The organism is Taklimakanibacter deserti (assembly GCA_003574785.1).
The window spans coordinates 66935-83577 of record QORU01000012.1 but is presented as its reverse complement, the minus strand read 5'-3'; the positions used below and the strand labels follow the sequence as shown (position 1 = coordinate 83577).

Here is a 16643-nt window from a genome sequence, read left to right as displayed (position 1 = left end):
TGCCGGGTCTGTCATGGCCTGGCGAAAGCCTCGACGAGACCGCGGCGCACCGTATCTTCGGCGAGCCTCGCAAGCGCCTTGCGGTTGCCGGCCTCGGCCAAGGTCAGGGGCTTGTGGCATATGACATCGACCTCGATCGGTCCCTGCGCCAAGGCCTGCCAGAGATGCGATTCCATTTCCATGTCGCCGTACCAGGCGAAAAGAGGCCGGTTCCGCCGCATCATCGGGATACCCCAATGGCCGCGATAGGCAAGGGTCACCGGCTGCACCACGACGCCGGGGATCTCGGCGGCGGCGAAATAGGCGCTCTTGAAGGGCAGCACGCGCCAGCCGTCGCTCGACGTGCCTTCGGCGAAAAGCACCAGCGTCTCGCCCACCTTGAGGCGCTCTTGCATCTCATCGCGCGAGACGCTGGTGCTCTGGCGCCGATCGCGATCGATGAAGACGGTGCGCTGGAGACGCGCCAGCGTGCCGAAGCCCGGCCAGGAATTGACCTCCTTTTTGGCGATGAAGGACAAAGGCGTTACGGCGCTCAAGACCGTGATGTCGAGCCAGGACACGTGGTTCGAGGCGATGAGGCAGGGGCGGTCCCTGACCGGCTCGCCGATGATGTTCAGCCTGATGCCGAGCCAGCGGGTGACGGCGCGGTGATAGAGATAGGGAAAGCGGCGGGCGCCCTTTTCGGAAAGCGCGATCAGAGCACGCTGCACCGGCAGTCCCGGCAAGGTCATGGCGATGAAGCCCGCGAGCTTCACACCTGCGCGCAGCGCCGTCATGCGAGCGCCTTCATCATCACAATCGCGTCCTCGCGCGCGCCGCCCGGCTTCTCGTAATAGGCCCTGCGCCTGCCGGTCACGCTGAAGCCCTCGCGCACATAGAGAGCGCGGCCCGCTTCATTGTCCGCCGCCACTTCGATGAAGAGCTGCGCCTCCTTCGTCTTGCGCAACTCTTGGCCGAGATGAGACATGAGCAAACCGGCGATGCCGCGCCGGCGCGCGAAGGGACGCGTGCCGATGGTGAGGATCTCCGCTTCGCCGGCCGCCCGGCGCGCCAGGAGAAAGGCCAAAGGCTCGTCGCCTTCGCAAGCGAGATAGGTCTGGGCACCGGGCATGGCCATCAGCTTGGCAAATTCCGCCGCCGTCCAGGCATTGTCAAAACATTCGGCATGGAGGGCGGCGAGAAGCGATGCCTCGCCGACCGAGGCCTGGCGGATCGTCACCGGCGATGGCGGGCGTGATCCTTGCGCCTGCGGCCTGGCGTCGGGCGGTCTCAGATAAAGCGGCTCGGGTGGCGTATTCAACGGCGTGAGGCGCGCGCAAAGCCCGGCAAAATTCCGGGCATCGGGCAGATCGCCATCCTTGAGGCGAATCAGGCGCCCGGAAGGTGCGGCGGCGATCAGCGCTTCGGCCCCCGTCCCCAGGACGAAGCTCTCGCCCGAAGGCAGACGGCGCGCCGCTTCGCTGACCGGCAGGACCAGAGGAGAGGGCGGCCCTCCCGCAATCGCGAAATAGACCTCGTCGCGCCGGGCATCGGCCGCGATCACCAGAGGGCTCCTACCGCTCGCCGCATTGGCGGCGATGGCAGAGAGCGTGTCGATGCCGGCGACCGGGCGGTCGAGCGCCAGAGCGAGCCCACGCGCCATGGCGATGCCGGTCCTGACCCCAGTGAAGGTGCCGGGCCCCAGCGTGACGCCGATGCGCTCGAGGTCGGGGAAGGCGAGGCCCGCTTCGTCCATGACCGCCTTGATCATCGGCGCCAGGGCATCGGCATGGCCGCGCTCCATCGATGCGAAGCGAGAAGCCCGTACCTGGCCCTGGGCCACGTCGTAAACGGCCGCCGAGCAGGCCGCCATGGAGGTATCGAAAGCCAGAAGCATGCGGGGCGATTTATCGCATGATCCGCGATGGATGGAACCGGTTTTGCGGTGACCTGAGCGGGATCAGACCGGGCGGACCTCGGTCACTTCCGGGATGAAATGACGCAGCAGGTTCTCGATGCCGTGCTTGAGCGTCGCCGTCGAGCTCGGGCAGCCGGAGCACGAGCCTTTCATATTCAGGAAGACGACGCCTTCATGATAGCCCTGGAAGGTGATGTCGCCGCCATCCTGGGCCACCGCCGGGCGCACCCGCGTCTCGAGCAGCTCCTTGATGGTGGTGACGATCTCCTTGTCGGCCTCATCGAAATCTTCCTCGGTCGGCAGATCGCCTTGGGCGGGCTTGGTCAGCACCGGCGCGTCGGCCAGATAGTGCTCCATGATCAGGCCCAGAATGGCAGGCTTCAGATGCTGCCATTCGCCTTCCTTCTTGGTGACGGTGACAAAATCCTGGCCCAGGAACACGCCGGACACGCCCTTGATCGAGAACAAGCGCTCGGCGAGCGGCGATTCCATCGCCTCATCGGCAGAGCGGTAGTCGCGGGTCGCGCCCGGAAGGACCGGCTTGCCGGGCAGGAATTTGAGCGTGGCCGGATTGGGGGTGGCTTCGGTCTGGATGAACATCGGTGAATCCTTTCGGGTCTCGAGACCCACGGGCTCAGTTTAGAATGATTTTAAGCTGTGTCAAATCCTGCTGGCTTACGTCAGGCCGACACGAAACCTACAATCTCCTTCACCTTGCGATAGATCGGCTGGGCGATGACCCGCGCTCTCCTCGCCCCATCGGCGAGTACGCCATCAATATAGGAAGGATCTTCCTCGAGCCTACGCTTTTCGGCGGCGATCGGGCTCAATTTTGCGACCGCGAGGTCGATCAGCGCCGGCTTGAAAGCCGAGAACTGCGACCCGCCATGATCCTTCAGGACCTCTGCGGCGGTCTGGCCGGCGAGGGCCGCATAGATGCCGACGAGATTCTCGGCTTCCGGCCGCCCCTTCAATCCTGCGACCTCGCTCGGCAGCGCATCGGGGTCGGTCTTCGCCTTCTTGAACTTCTTGGCGATGGTGTCGGCATCGTCGATGAGATTGATGCGCGAGAGGTCGGAAGGATCGGATTTCGACATCTTCTTGGTGCCGTCGCGCAGGCTCATGACCCGCGTCGCCGGCCCCGTGATGAAAGGCTCGGGCAAGGGGAAGAAGCCGTCATTATAGCCTGCTTGCGCAATCGCCTCGGCGTAATCGATATTGAACTTCTGGGCGATGTCGCGGGACAGTTCCAGATGCTGCTTCTGGTCATCGCCCACCGGCACATGGGTCGCGTGATAGAGCAGGATGTCGGCCGCCATGAGCACGGGATAGTCATAGAGGCCGACGGAGGCCGCCTCCTTGTCCTTGCCGGCCTTCTCCTTGAACTGCGTCATGCGGTTGAGCCAGCCCAGTCGCGCCACGCAATTCAGCACCCAGGCGAGCTCGGCATGCTCTGCCACCTGGCTCTGATTGAAGATGATCGAGCGCTTGGGATCGAGGCCGCAAGCGAGATAGGCCGCGGTCACGTCGCGTATATGTTGCCTGAGGTCCTTGGGCTCCTGCCACAAAGTAATGGCGTGCATGTCGACCACGCAATAGATGCATTCATGGGTCGCCTGCATCTTGATCCAGTTGACCATGGCGCCAAGATAGTTGCCGAGATGCAGGTTGTGCGTCGGCTGCATGCCGGAAAAGACGCGAAGTGTCGAAGCGGTCATTCTCGAATTCCTCAAAAACCGGGCTGCTTATGCCCGTAAACCTTCGGCAAGTGAAGGCCGGTTTTGTTAACGCCTGGCAAGGCCGGTCAGCGCCTTGATCACGGCCTTGAGCGCCTTGTCGGGCACCTTGTCGCGCCGCAGCACCATGCCGATCCGGCGATGGAGGCGCGGCGAGAGGGGCCTCACCGCGAGCCCTTCATCCCCCGGGCCTACCGCCATCTCGGGGATGATGCTCAAACCCAGCCCCGCCCCCACCATCTTCTTGATCGCCTCGATATTGCCGAGCTCCATGCCGGGCCTCGCCAGCTCGCCCGCCTCTCTGAACCATCGGTCGATGACGAGCCTGGAATTGCCGGCCGGCTCATAGAGCAGTATCCCCGGCTGGCGCGCGAAGAAGGCAGGGGTCAACCTGTCCGCGGGCGCGGCATCGGCGGGGTAGGCCGCCACCATCTCGTCCTCGATCATGACCTTGACCTCGAAGCTGCGGCCCGGCGCCGGCAAGGTGACGACCGCCACATCGAGCTCATTGGCGGCGAGCGCTTCCAGGATCTCTCCCGAATTGCCGGTGCGGACAGCGATCTCGATCCCCGGATAACGGGTTTTGAGCGCCCGCAAGACCGGCGGCAGCAAATAGATGCAGGCCGTGGCCCCGGTACCCAGCCGCACTTTGCCCGCGACACTGGCACTGTGGCGGGAGAGCGCGCGCAAGGCCTCGTCCAGCGTCGCATCGATCTGCTTCACATAGCCCAAAAGCGTGGCGCCGGCGGTGGTCGGCTGGGCGCGCCGGCCGACCCTTTCGATGAGCCGCAGTCCCAAAGCCTGCTCGAGCTGGTGGATGCGCAGGCTGACCGCCGGCTGGGTGAGGCCGAGCTTCCTGGCGGCGGCCAGGAAGCTCCCGGCGCCCGCCACTTCGGCGAGGGTCTGGAGCTGGGTGAGGCTCGGCCGCTGCATCAAATATTTCCTTATCTGATGTATTAATACTATAAATTTTACTTTGCCGCTAGGAGCGCCGATCCTTCCATTCATGGATACCGCCGGACGGATCAGGGATTTCCGCGTGCAGCTATGGCGCTATGTGTCGGGCTCGCCCCGTTCGCGCTGGCGGCAAAATGCGCTCTTGCGCGAGCTCGGACTCCATCATCTTGTCGATATCGGCATAGACCCTTTCACCATGCAGCCATCGCTCAGTTTCTCTCTCAGACCCGCGACCGAAGCCGACATGCCGGGCGTGCAGCGCATCTATGGCGATCACGTCGCTACGGGGCTCGCCTCCTTCGAGGAAGCACCGCCCAGCGTCGATGACATGCGGGCCCGCTTCCGCAGCCTCAAGAGTGGGGCCTTCCCCTATATCGTCGCCGAGCGGAAGGCCGAGATCGTCGGCTATGCCTATGCCGGACCCTATCGGACGCGCTCGGCCTATCGCTTCACCATCGAGAATTCGGTCTATGTCGACCGCCATGCGGCGGGTGAAGGCATCGGCCGGGCGCTGTTGAGCCAGCTCATCCAGGACTGCGAGAAAGGCCCCTGGCGGCAGATGATCGCCATCATCGGCAACAGTGGCAACAGGGCTTCGATCGCGCTGCATGAGAGCCTGGGCTTCCACATGGTCGGCACGCTGCGCGAGGTCGGCTTCAAACACGAGCAATGGGTCGACACCGTGCTGATGCAGAGGGCGCTGAACACGAAAGCCACTGGCAACTAGCAACCCTCGGCCGAGAAGTGTAATGTGACCCGATGAATTCATTCTCTGACAAGCGCAAACCCAGATCGAAATCGCAGGTGCTCGGTGCAAGGGCGTTCGCGGCTATTTCGGCTGTCGAAGGACTGCGGCTCGGTACTACAAGCCAGAAGCGTCTGGACCAACTGAAGGGCGCTGGTCTGAGCCAGGACGAAAAGCGAGCCGTGGTTCTACGTGCCTATAAAGCAAACAGTGATCGGAAATGACCTACGGAGGCTATGATGCCTTCGATGATCCTTATTGCTACAAAGGTACGGTAGTTCTCAAGAATAAAGCTGGTCTCAGGCATATAGGCGCCCTTCGGGATTTCGAGCTGGAAATGTCATCCTTGCGCGCAGAGGAGCCCCTGCCCGTGGGATGCTTCGATCCTAATCATTACAAAGCGATCCACCGCCATCTGTTTCAGGATGTCTATCGATGGGCTGGCCGCTATCGCACGGTCCGCACCGCCAAGGACGGTAACGCCTTCTGCTATCCTGAGTATATCGATGCGCAAATGAATTTGCTTTTCGCGCGGCTCAAAGACGAACCTTTTACCGGCAGCAGTTCTTTCGACGAGTTTGTAACGGCCGCCGCCGAATACCTGGCTGAGCTCAACGCCATTCACCCGTTTCGCGACGGCAATGGGCGATCTCAGCTCAGCTTTCTCTTTTTGATCGCTGCGCGGGCCGGATACCCGCTCGATCTGTCCCGGATCGAGCCCGCCTCTTTCTTGGCCGCGATGATCGCCAGTTTTAGTGGCGAAGTGCACCTGCTGCGGACTGAACTTGTTCGACTGAAGACCTGACTATTTGCATTTACGCCGCCGGCCCGCGACGCGTCATCTTCCTGATCTCGCTGAGCTTCATCGCGCCGAAGAGATGGGCGAGCAGGAAATAGCTGATGCCCCCCAGGGCGACGAGCCCGATGAGCACCAGCGCGCGCAGCCATAGCGGATGGCTGTCGGTGAAGATGGGGGCGGCGAAATAGAAGCCGCCCAGGAGGATGGCGCCCATGACGAGGCTTGCGGCGATGATGCGCGGCAGGCGGCTGCGCAGACGCTGATCGGCGGTGAAGTGCCCGTAACGGCCGAGCGTCACGCCGAGCAACGTCGCATTGACCCAGGCCGCGAGCGCGGTCGCAAGCGCGATGCCGACATGGCCGATGTAGCGCGACAGGACGAAGCTCCCCACCACATTCACGACGACCGAGGTGATGGCGAACATCATCGGCCGCTTGGTGTCCTCGCGCGCGAAGAAGCCCGGCGAGAACACCTTGTTGATGACGAAGGCAGGCAAGCCCATGGCGAAGGCCGCGAGCGCGTAAGAGGTGGCGATCGAATCGCTCCTGACGAAGACGCCGTGCTCGAAACAGACATTGACGATGGCGAAGGGAATGGCGATGAGCGCGATGGTCGCGGGCAAAGTGAGGAAGAGCGCGAATTCGAGCGCCCGGTTCTGGCTGAGCAGCGCTCCCGCCTCGTCGCCGGCGCGCAATTTGCGCGCCATTTCCGGCAAGAGCACGACGCCGATGGCGACGCCGACGACGCCCAAAGGCAGCTGATAGACGCGGTCGGCATAATAGAGATAGGACACGGCGCGATCGATGGTCGTCGCGATCATGGTGGCGATCAGGATGTTCACTTGCGTGATGCCGCCGGCTATTACGCCCGGTATGCCGAGGCGGATCAGCCGTTTCGCGTCGGGGGTCAGCTTCGGCCATTTGAGACGCATGCGCATATTGGCGCGGCTGCAGGCGATATAGAGCAAGAGGAACTGGGCGACGCCCGCGGCGCACACGCCCCAGACCAGGGCATAGCCGGTCAATTCGCTGTCGCCCCAGCCCATATAGCGGACGAAGAGCAAGGTCGCGATCATGACCAGGTTGAGCAGGATCGGCGCACAGGCCGCGGCGACGAAGCGGCGCAGGCTGTTGAGGACGCCCGACTGCAAGGCGGTCAAGGACATGAACAGCAGATAGGGAAAGGCAATGCGGGTGAGCGCCACCGAGAGGTCGAACTTCGCCGGCTCATCGGCGAAGCCTGGGGCGATGCCATACATCAGGAGCGGCATGGCGATCTGCGCCAGGGCCGTGAACAAAAGCAGCCAGGCGAACATGACCGCGAAGATGTCCTCGGCGAAGCTTCGCGCCTCGCTTTCCCCGCCCCCCTCCAGCTTCTTGGCGAACATCGGCACGAAGGCCGAGTTGAAAGCACCCTCGGCGAAGAGCGAACGGAACAGGTTGGGGAAGCGGAAGGCGACGACGAAGGCCTGCGCCACCGGGCCGGTGCCGAGCACGGAGGCGGTCAGCATGTCGCGAATGAAGCCCGCCGCCCGGCTCACCAGAGTGAGCCCGCCCACGGTCGCTGCCGATTTGAGGAGGGTCATGGTTGAATTTCTATTTTGCCGGGGGGATTCTCACAAGGCTCTAGAGTGCCGCCTCTTTCTGCTTGGCAAGTACGGCCAAAAGTCGGCGCTCGATCTCGGCATGGCGCGGCGCGCTCACGATCTTGGCGCCGGTCAGGTCGGTCACATAAAAGACGTCGATGACACGCTCGCCATAGGTCGTGATATGGGCCGAGCCGATATTGAGACTGAGGTGATAGAGCGCCTCGGTCAGATCATAGAGGATGCCGACGCGGTCGAGGCCGTTCACCTCGATCACGGTGAAGAGGTTGGACGATTCATTGTCGATGATGACGCGCGGCGGCACAGTGAAGGCCTGGAGCCGCGCTTCCGGATGCTGGACCTTGGCAATCAGGTCCTTGATCCTGACCTCGCCCTTCAGCACCTGACGGACGAGGCTCGCCACCCGCTCGGCGCGCCTCGCCTCATCCTCGCTATTGGCGAACTGCCGCTGGATGAGAATGGTGTCGAGCGCCAGGCTGTCGGCGGTGGTGAAGATCTGGGCGCCGACGATATTGGCATTGGCCGCGGCACAGGCGCCGGTGATGAGCGCTAGGAAGCGCGGATGATCCGGCGCATGGATGGTGAGCTCGGTGATGGCGGTAAACTCATCGGTCTGGACTTCCGTCGCGACCGGCTCGCCTTCAGCCCTGGCGCGCGCCATCAGCTGCTCATGCGCGACCTGCTTGTCGGTATCGACATTGAGCCAATAAGCATCATAGTGGCGCGCCGCATAGGCGGCCTTCTGTTCCACCGTCCAGCCGGGATGATGGGCGAAGAATCTCGCCTGCGCCTCGGCGACGCGCTCCTTGCGCGAGATGCTGGTATGCCCGCCGGACAAGATAGGCTCGGTCTCGAAATAGAGCGTGCGCAGGAGCTGGCCCTTCCAGCCGTTCCAAGCGGTGGGCCCGACCGCGCGGATGTCGGCGACGGTGAGGATGAGCAAAAGCTTCAGGCGCTCCGGCGACTGCACGACATTGGCGAAATCGAGGATGGTCTTGAAGTCGTTGAGATCGCGCATCTGCGCCGTCTCGCTCATCAGAAGATGATGGCGGATGAGCCACGCGACCGTCTCGGTCTCGGGCGCCGAGAGGCCCAATCGCGGGCACAGGGTCTTCGCCACGCGCTCGCCGGCGATGGAATGGCTTTCCTTGCGACCCTTGGCAATGTCATGGAGGAGAACCGCGACATAGAGCGCCCGGCGGCTCGACACGGTCGGAAAGATCTCGGTCGACAGCGGATGGTCCGAGGAAAAGCGCCCGCGCTCGATTGCCGCGAGAATGCCGACGGCGCGGATCAGATGCTCGTCGACCGTATAGTGATGGTACATGTTGAATTGCATCATGGCGACGATCCGGCCGAATTCGGGGATGAAGCGGCCGAGCACGCCCGCCTCGTTCATGCGCCGCAAGGCCGTCTCGGGATCGCGCGCGTCGGTCAGCATGCGCAAGAACAGAGCATTGGCCTCGGGCTCGACGCGCAGATCCTTGTCGATGCGCGAAAGATTGCGCCGCACCGCCTTGAGCGCATCGGGGTGGATTTCGAGGTCCTTCTCGGCCGCCAGCCAGAAGAGCCGGATGATGTTGATCGGCGTCTTGATCAGCACGTCTTCATCCGCAATGGTCAGGCGGTTGGCTTCGATGCGAAAATCGGGCGCCCCTTCGATCAGGCCCGAGCGGCGCGAAGCGAACCGGCCGAGCATCCGGCCGAAGACCGGCGTTGCCTTCATTTCCTTGGCCTCGAGCGAGGCCGAGAATATGCGGGTCAGGTCGCCGACATCCTTGGCGACCAGGAAATAATGCTTCATGAAGCGCTCGACATGCTTCAAGCCGGCATGCGCCTTGTAGCCCAGGCGCTCGGCGAGATCGGGCTGGCGGTCGAAGCTCAAGCGGTCCTCGGCGCGCTTGGCGACGAAGTGCAAATGGCAGCGCACCGCCCACAGGAAATCCTCGCTCTTCTCGAACAGCGCCAGCTCGTCCTTCGTGAACACGCCCTTCTCGGCCAGTTCCTTGGTCGAATTGGCGCCCGACAGGAATTTCGCGATCCAGAACAAAGTATGCAGATCGCGCAGGCCGCCCTTGCCATTCTTGACATCGGGCTCGACCAGATAGCGGCTTTCGCCCGCCTTGAAATGGCGCTCGTCGCGCTCGGCAAGCTTGCTCGCGACGAAGGCCTTCGCCCCCTTGGCGGCGATCTCCTTGCGGAAGCGCTTGGTCAATGTTTCGAAGAGCGTCGGCTCCCCGCAGATAAAGCGCGCCTCGAGGATGGCGGTGAGGATGGTCGAGTCCGATTGCGCCAGCCTGATGCAGTCATCGACGCTCCTCGTCGCGTGGCCGACCTTGAGGCGCGTGTCCCACAGCGAGTAGAGAATGAATTCGATGACGCTCTCGCTCCAGCCGGTCTGCTTGTAGGGTAAGAGGAACAGGAGATCGATGTCGGAGCCCGGCGCCAGCGTGCCGCGCCCATAGCCGCCAACGGCAACGATGGTGAGCCGCTCGGCCTCTGAAGGATTGGAAGCGCGGTAGAGCTTGCGCACGGCATAGTCATAGAGCGCATGAATGATCTCATCCTGCGCTCGGGCCAGGAGCATCGCGCATTGCGTGCCCTTGCCGTCCGCCATCAGGCGGCGTTCGGCCTCGGCGCGCGCCGCCTTGATCGTCTCCTTGAGGATCTCGACCACGCGCTTGCGCAAGTCGGGGCCGGAGCCAAGCTCGGCCAGCCTCTGGCGCAGCGCGGCACCATCTACCAAGGCCGGCAGCTTTTTCGCGGGCGTCATTGCGGCGATCGCTTGAGCATGGCGCGCAATTCATAAAGCAGCGCCAGCGCATCGCGCGGCGAGAGATCATCGGGCACGATCTCGGCCAAGCGCGTCTCGAGCGCGGTCGGTTCCGCAGCAACGGCGGGGCTCGCCGATCTGGGGCGCGCGACGGAGAAGAGCGGCAGGTCGGCGAAGAGCGAATCGGCACCCGCCCCCGGCTCGTCCTTCTTTTCGAGCAAGGCCAGGACCTCGGCGGCGCGCGTGATCACCGGCGCGGGGAGGCCGGCGAGCTTCGCCACCTGGATACCGTAGGAGCGATCGGCGACGCCCGCCACCACTTCATGCAGGAACACCACATCGCCCTGCCATTCGCGCACCTTGACCGTCGCATTGGCGACGCCGGTGAGCCTGCCGGCAAGCGCCGTGAGCTCGTGATAATGCGTGGCGAACAAGGCACGCGAGCGATTGACCTCATGCAGATGCTCGACCGCCGCCCAGGCGATGGACAGGCCGTCGAAGGTCGCGGTGCCGCGCCCGATCTCGTCCAGGATGACGAAGGAGCGTTCGGTCGCCTGATTGAGAATGGCTGCCGTCTCGACCATCTCGACCATGAAGGTCGAGCGTCCGCGCGCCAGGTCGTCGGCGGCACCCACGCGGCTGAACAGGCGGTCGACAATGCCGAGATGCGCCGATCTGGCCGGAACGAACGAGCCCATTTGCGCCATGATCACGATCAGCGCGTTCTGGCGGAGAAAAGTCGACTTGCCTGCCATGTTGGGCCCGGTCAGGAGCCAGATGCGCTTGTCGTCGGAAGACAAGCGGCAGTCGTTGGCGACGAAAGGCGTCTCGGCTTTTTGCACGAGCATCGCCTCGACCACCGGATGGCGGCCTTGCGCGATATCGATGCGAAGCGAGCGATCGACGGCCGGACGCACGTAATTGCGTCGGGCGGCCAGTTCGGCGAGAGCGGAGGCGACGTCGATCGTGGCGATGGCCTCGGCCATGGCCGAGAGGCGGTGCGATTGCGCTTTGACGGCCTCGGTCAGGCGCTCGAAGATCTCGAGCTCCAGCGCCAGCGCGCGATTGGCGGCAGACGCGATGCGCTCCTCGAGCGTCGAGAGCTCCTGCGTCACGAAGCGCACGGCGCTCGCGATCGTCTGGCGGTGGAAGAATTTCGCATTATGCGGCGGCGCCTGCAGGGGCGCTGCATTTTGCGCCGTCACCTCGATGAAATAGCCCAGCACATTGTTGTGCTTGATCTTCAGCGACTTGATGCCGGTTTCCCCGGCATAATCGGCCTGCAATTGCGCGATGACCTGCTTCGTCTCGTCGCGCAGCCGGCGATGGTCGTCGAGCTCCTGCGAATAGCCCTCCTTGACGAAGCCGCCATCGCGGGCATTGAGCGGCAGGTCCTCGCCCAGCACCGCGGCAAGATCGGCGAGAAGCACGGCCGGCCGGTCGGACAATACGGCTTCGGCCTGCGTGAGCTCCGCCGACAGAGCCGAGAAACCTTGCGGCTGGCGCAGTCTCTCATTCAGCACCTCGGCCGCCTGCAAGCCGGCGCAAAGCGAGGCCAGGTCGCGCGGGCCGCCGCGCCCCAGCGCCAGGCGCGACAAGGCCCGCTCGATATCGGGGAACTGGCGCAGCTCCTTGCGTGCGCTTTCGCGCAGATCGCGTGCCTCGACGAAGAAGCTCACCGAATCGAGCCGGCTCGAGATCGCTTGCGGATCGGTCAGAGGCGACGCGAGCCTTCGCGTCAGGAGCCTCGCACCCGCGGCGGTGACGGTGCGGTCGAGGATCGACAGCAGGCTCGTCCCCGTCTCGCCGGCCAGGCTCTTCGTCAGCTCGAGATTGGTGCGCGTGGCCTGGTCGATGATCATCCGGTCGGACGGCTCCTCGCGCCGTGGCGCGCGCAGGACCGGCACCCGGCCGACCTGGGTCAGGAGCACGTAATCGAGAAGGGTTCCGAGGCTCGCGACTTCCGCCCGGGTGAAGGCGCCGAAGCCGTCGAGCGCCGAGACGCCGAAATGATCCTTGAGCCGCTTCTCCGCGGCCGTGCTGTCGAAACGGCTCGCGGCCAAGGGCGTCAGCGCCGCCCCCGTAGCCTCGAGTTGGAATACGAGGTTTGGTTCGGCGAGCCCATCGGGATAGATGATCTCGCCGGGCTCGAGTGCGGCAAGCTCGGCCGCCAGGCGGTCGCCTGAGACCGGGATGACGACGAATTCGCCGGACGAGATGTCGGCGAAAGCGAGCGCCAGGCTCGCATCCGCCTTGATGCGCGCCAGGCTGGCGATGAAGTTGTTCTTGGCGCTCTTGAGCAGCGTGTCCTCGGTCAAAGTGCCGGGCGTGATGAGGCGGATGACGTCGCGGCGGACGACGGATTTGGCCCCCCGCTTCTTCGCCTCGGCCGGGTCTTCGAGCTGCTCGCAAATGGCGACGCGATGGCCGGCGCGGATCAGCCGCTCCAGATACTGGTCGGAGGAATGGATCGGCACGCCGCACATCGGGATCTCCTCGCCCAGATGGCGGCCGCGCTTGGTCAGCGCTATCCCCAGGACCCGCGACGCCGCCTCGGCGTCGGCGAAGAACAATTCATAGAAATCGCCCATGCGATAGAACAGGAGGCAACCGGGATGGGCCGCCTTGATCTCGAGATACTGGGCCATCATCGGTGTCGCCGCGACAGCATCCCTCTGGGCGTTCATGTCGTTCATCGCGCCTTGATACGACAAGTTGGAGCGGAATCAATGACCTTGAGATCGGGCAGAGCTGCCTCTACTGTCGGCCCCCGACATTTATGGGGAAAACATGAGTACAGATAAACGGGCGGCCCGACCGAGCTTTACCGAACAGGAGGCGCTGCTTTTCCATCAGCGCGGCAAACCGGGCAAGCTGGAAATAAATCCGACCAAGCCGATGGCCACCCAGCGCGATCTGTCGCTGGCCTACAGCCCCGGCGTCGCCGTGCCGGTGCGCAAGATCGCCGAGGACCCCGACACCGCCTATGACTATACCGCCAAGGGCAACTTCGTTGCCGTCATCACCAACGGCACCGCCATCCTGGGCCTGGGCGATCTCGGGCCTCTCGCCGCAAAGCCGGTCATGGAAGGCAAGGCGGTGCTGTTCAAGCGCTTCGCCGATGTCGATTCGATCGATCTCGAGGTCGACACCAAGGACGTCAACGAGTTCATCGGTGCGGTGCGCTATCTCGGGCCCTCCTTCGGCGGCATCAATCTCGAGGACATCAAGGCACCCGAATGCTTCATCATCGAGCAGCGCCTGCGCGAGCTCATGGACATACCGGTCTTCCATGACGACCAGCACGGCACCGCGATCATCTCGGCGGCGGCCCTCATCAATGCCCTCGAGATCACCAAGCGCGACATCAAGAACTTCAAGCTCGTCTGCAATGGCGCGGGTGCGGCGGCGATCGCCTGCATCGAGCTCATCAAATCCATGGGCGTCCCGCCGCAGAACGTCATCCTCGCCGACTCGAAGGGCGTCGTCTACAAGGGCCGCAGCGAGGGCATGAACCAGTGGAAGTCGGCGCATGCGATCGAGACCAAGGCGCGCACGCTCGCCGAGGCGATGGAAGGGGCGGATGTGTTCTTCGGCCTCTCCGCCGCCGGCGCGCTGACGCCGCAAATGGTCAAGAGCATGGCGAAGAACCCGATCATCTTCGCCATGGCCAATCCCGATCCCGAGATCACGCCGGAAGAAGTCGCCAAGGTCAGGGACGACGCTATCATGGCCACGGGGCGCTCGGACTATCCCAACCAGGTCAACAATGTGCTGGGCTTTCCCTATATCTTTCGCGGCGCCCTCGACGTGCGCGCCCGCACCATCAACGACCTGATGAAGATCGCCGCGGCTGAAGCGCTGGCGGCGCTGGCGCGCGAAGAGGTGCCCGACGAGGTCGCGGCCGCCTATCACGGCTCGCGCATGCAATTCGGCCCGGGCTACCTCATCCCGGTGCCCTTCGACCCGCGCCTCATCTCGCGCATTCCCGTCGCGGTGGCGCGCGCGGCGATGGAATCGGGCGTGGCGCGCAAGGCCATCGCCGATCTCGATGAGTATGCCGACCAGCTCTCGGCACGGCTCAATCCGATTGCCGGCACGCTGCAGAACATCTTCGAGCATGTCCGGTCCAACCCGAAGCGCGTCGTCTTCGCCGAGGGCGAGGAGGACCGGATGATCCGCGCCGCCAACAGCTTCGCCAATAACGGCCTCGGCAAGGCGATCCTGATCGGCCGCGAGGCGCATGTCGAGGAGGCACTGAAAGCCAACGCCGTCGAACTGAACGAGAATGTCGAGATCACCAATGCCAAGCTCTCGGCGCGCAATGTCGATTACGCCAACTATCTCTATGAACGCCTGCAGCGCAACGGCTTCCTGTTCCGCGACTGCCAGCGCCTCGTCAACAACGACCGCAACGTCTTCGCCGCCTGCATGCTGGCGCTCAACGACGCCGATGCGGTGGTGACGGGCCTGACGCGCAACTTCTCCGTCGCCCTCGACAATGTCAGGCGCGCCATCGACAACCGTCCCGGCCACCAGCCGATCGGCGTCTCCATGGCGTTGGTGCGCGGGCGCACCGTGTTCATCGCCGATACGTCGATCCACGAATTGCCGTCGGCCGAGGAACTCGCCGATATCGCGCAGGAGGCCGCAGGTGTCGCGCGCCGCTTCGGCTATGAGCCCAAGGTCGCCTTCCTGTCCTATTCCACCTTCGGCTATCCCAAGGGCGAGCGCTCCGAATATGTGCGCAACGCGGTGACCATCCTCGACAAGCGCAATGTCGATTTCGAATATGACGGCGAGATGGGCCCCGATGTGGCGCTGTCGCGCGAGGCGATGGCGCTCTATCCCTTCTGCCGCCTGACCGGACCTGCCAATGTGCTGGTGATGCCGGCGGCGCATTCGGCCTCGATCTCGACCAAGCTCCTGCAGCAACTGGGCGGGGTCACCGTGGTCGGCCCACTGCTCACCGGCCTCGACAAGCCGGTGCAGATCGCCGCCATGTCGGCGACCGCGACCGATATCGTCAATCTGGCGGCGATCGCGGCTTACGACATCAACCGGTAAGACGATGCTTCTTGGTGAACCCTCTCACAATTGCGCGAGGGGGTCCTCGCCGGGTTGGCCGAAATAGGAGAAATAGCGCGGATTGATCGCCGAGACGGGCAGGATGATCAGCACGTCGATGGTGTTGAACTGATGGTCGATCACGGCACCGTCGCCGACATAGCAGCCGATCCGCAAATAGCCCTTGATCAAGGGCGGCAGCATGCGCAGAGCCCGCTTGGCGTCGACCTTGGCGGGCGGCAGCAGGTTCATCTCGATCTTCCGTTCGGGAAGTGCTGACACTTGCCATTCGGCGGGTGCGACGGAATTCTGCGCCATGAAGCTCAGTCCCATGGCATGGTGCGTGGGATCGGTGCCTTCGAGGCTGGCGCAGCCCAGCATCACATCGAGGTCGTAGAGCCGGACATAGTTCCAGATGCCCTGCCAGAGCAGTTCGACGACCGGCTTGGTGCGATAGGGTTTGAGGACGCAGGAGCGGCCGAGCTCGAGGAATTTGAGCCCGCTGTGGCGGGCAATGAGCGGTGCGATATCGAATTCGGCCTGGGTGTAGAAACCACCGTTGCGCTCGGCGACCGATTGCCGGAGCAGCCGATAGGTGCCGACGACTTCGCCGTCGGCGACGCGAATCTCGTCGGGTCCCAGAGCGGCGCCCTTGCGCACGACGAGAAGGTGATCGCAGATCGGGTCATAGCGATCGGCATCGCGTCGCGACACCAGCGCCTCGGCGGAGGGCCTGGCGTCGAGCTCCTCATAAAAGACGCGGTAGCGCAGATGCTGTGCCGCATCGACATCGGCCGCGCCGTCGGCGAGCCTGACAGTCAGATCGGCTTTCGTGCCGAGCACGAAGCCCGGCACAATGTCCTCTTGCCTTGTCGCCCCACTGCGGGGGCCAGGTGCCAGAGAATAGACGGCCATCAAGCCCTGCCTCCGCAAACCGGCCCGTCGCCGGCCTCCGCACAGTGCCACAGACTGCCGGACAAAGAAAGTTCGGCCAAGAATTGTAACAATCCGAAGACAAAGGCACCTAATCACGATCGCTTCAGAGGAAGCCGAAGCGATTAAC

At 63.8% G+C, this 16643-nt stretch carries 12 protein-coding genes; 3 read left to right on the top strand and 9 right to left on the bottom strand.

All coding sequences use genetic code 11. The features are described 5' to 3' along the window. Positions 1-11: 11 nt before the first annotated feature. The 5 genes from DS839_RS24175 to DS839_RS24155 all read right to left on the bottom strand — a co-directional run bounded on the left by DS839_RS24175 (position 12) and on the right by DS839_RS24155 (position 4566). Positions 12-776, bottom strand: a complete 765-nt coding sequence (locus tag DS839_RS24175) for a lysophospholipid acyltransferase family protein (protein WP_119273062.1) — start codon at positions 774-776, stop codon at positions 12-14. Further along, positions 773-1876: a tRNA (adenosine(37)-N6)-threonylcarbamoyltransferase complex dimerization subunit type 1 TsaB gene (gene tsaB, locus DS839_RS24170; protein WP_119273061.1), complete on the bottom strand. Its 1104-nt coding sequence runs from the start codon at positions 1874-1876 to the stop codon at positions 773-775. Before tsaB ends, DS839_RS24175 begins: the two co-directional genes overlap by 4 nt. 63 nt (positions 1877-1939) lie before the next feature. Further along, positions 1940-2497: a NifU family protein gene (locus DS839_RS24165; RefSeq protein ID WP_119273060.1), complete on the bottom strand. Its 558-nt coding sequence runs from the start codon at positions 2495-2497 to the stop codon at positions 1940-1942. A gap of 80 nt (positions 2498-2577) precedes the next feature. Continuing rightward, a complete protein-coding gene (gene trpS / locus DS839_RS24160; RefSeq protein WP_119273059.1) occupies positions 2578-3615 on the bottom strand; it encodes a tryptophan--tRNA ligase in 1038 nt (345 codons plus the stop codon). 66 nt (positions 3616-3681) lie between these two features. After that, positions 3682-4566, bottom strand: a complete 885-nt coding sequence (locus DS839_RS24155) for a LysR family transcriptional regulator (RefSeq protein WP_119273058.1) — start codon at positions 4564-4566, stop codon at positions 3682-3684. 73 nt (positions 4567-4639) lie between these two features. Between DS839_RS24155 and DS839_RS24150 the strand changes: the two genes are divergently transcribed. Then, positions 4640-5317, top strand: a complete 678-nt coding sequence (locus DS839_RS24150) for a GNAT family N-acetyltransferase (RefSeq protein WP_119273057.1) — start codon at positions 4640-4642, stop codon at positions 5315-5317. A gap of 238 nt (positions 5318-5555) precedes the next feature. Beyond that, the gene (locus tag DS839_RS24145; protein ID WP_119273056.1) at positions 5556-6140 is read left to right on the top strand and encodes a Fic/DOC family protein; all 585 of its coding nucleotides are present in this window, start codon (positions 5556-5558) and stop codon (positions 6138-6140) included. 10 nt (positions 6141-6150) lie between these two features. Here the strand turns inward: DS839_RS24145 and murJ are convergent, their stop codons facing one another. From murJ to mutS, 3 genes are read right to left on the bottom strand one after another with little or no spacing between them, the layout of a single operon-like run. Next, on the bottom strand, positions 6151-7719 hold the full coding sequence (murJ, locus tag DS839_RS24140) for a murein biosynthesis integral membrane protein MurJ (RefSeq protein WP_119273055.1): 1569 nt from the start codon (positions 7717-7719) through the stop codon (positions 6151-6153). A gap of 40 nt (positions 7720-7759) precedes the next feature. Beyond that, positions 7760-10513 carry a [protein-PII] uridylyltransferase gene (locus tag DS839_RS24135; protein ID WP_119273054.1) on the bottom strand — a complete coding sequence of 918 codons (2754 nt, stop codon included), beginning with the start codon at positions 10511-10513 and terminating at the stop codon, positions 7760-7762. Further along, a complete protein-coding gene (gene mutS, locus DS839_RS24130; protein WP_119273053.1) occupies positions 10510-13209 on the bottom strand; it encodes a DNA mismatch repair protein MutS in 2700 nt (899 codons plus the stop codon). Before mutS ends, DS839_RS24135 begins: the two co-directional genes overlap by 4 nt. 94 nt (positions 13210-13303) lie before the next feature. On the opposite strand from mutS, the gene DS839_RS24125 reads away from it, so the two are divergent. After that, on the top strand, positions 13304-15580 hold the full coding sequence (locus DS839_RS24125; RefSeq protein ID WP_119273052.1) for an NADP-dependent malic enzyme: 2277 nt from the start codon (positions 13304-13306) through the stop codon (positions 15578-15580). 24 nt (positions 15581-15604) lie between these two features. On the opposite strand, the gene olsB is transcribed toward DS839_RS24125, so the two are convergent. Further along, complete coding sequence (gene olsB, locus DS839_RS24120) at positions 15605-16495, bottom strand: l-ornithine N(alpha)-acyltransferase (protein ID WP_368911877.1); 891 nt, start codon at positions 16493-16495, stop codon at positions 15605-15607. Positions 16496-16643 lie beyond the last annotated feature (148 nt).

Bases quoted from the DNA above. Each gene is read 5' to 3' on its own strand.
- DS839_RS24175 (WP_119273062.1), bottom strand. From the start codon at position 776: ATGACGGCGCTGCGCGCAGGTGTGAAGCTCGCGGGCTTCATCGCCATG.
- tsaB (WP_119273061.1), bottom strand. From the start codon at position 1,876: ATGCTTCTGGCTTTCGATACCTCCATGGCGGCCTGCTCGGCGGCCGTT.
- DS839_RS24165 (WP_119273060.1), bottom strand. From the start codon at position 2,497: ATGTTCATCCAGACCGAAGCCACCCCCAATCCGGCCACGCTCAAATTC.
- trpS (WP_119273059.1), bottom strand. From the start codon at position 3,615: ATGACCGCTTCGACACTTCGCGTCTTTTCCGGCATGCAGCCGACGCAC.
- DS839_RS24155 (WP_119273058.1), bottom strand. From the start codon at position 4,566: ATGCAGCGGCCGAGCCTCACCCAGCTCCAGACCCTCGCCGAAGTGGCG.
- DS839_RS24150 (WP_119273057.1), top strand. From the start codon at position 4,640: ATGGATACCGCCGGACGGATCAGGGATTTCCGCGTGCAGCTATGGCGC.
- DS839_RS24145 (WP_119273056.1), top strand. From the start codon at position 5,556: ATGACCTACGGAGGCTATGATGCCTTCGATGATCCTTATTGCTACAAA.
- murJ (WP_119273055.1), bottom strand. From the start codon at position 7,719: ATGACCCTCCTCAAATCGGCAGCGACCGTGGGCGGGCTCACTCTGGTG.
- DS839_RS24135 (WP_119273054.1), bottom strand. From the start codon at position 10,513: ATGACGCCCGCGAAAAAGCTGCCGGCCTTGGTAGATGGTGCCGCGCTG.
- mutS (WP_119273053.1), bottom strand. From the start codon at position 13,209: ATGAACGACATGAACGCCCAGAGGGATGCTGTCGCGGCGACACCGATG.
- DS839_RS24125 (WP_119273052.1), top strand. From the start codon at position 13,304: ATGAGTACAGATAAACGGGCGGCCCGACCGAGCTTTACCGAACAGGAG.
- olsB (WP_368911877.1), bottom strand. From the start codon at position 16,495: ATGGCCGTCTATTCTCTGGCACCTGGCCCCCGCAGTGGGGCGACAAGG.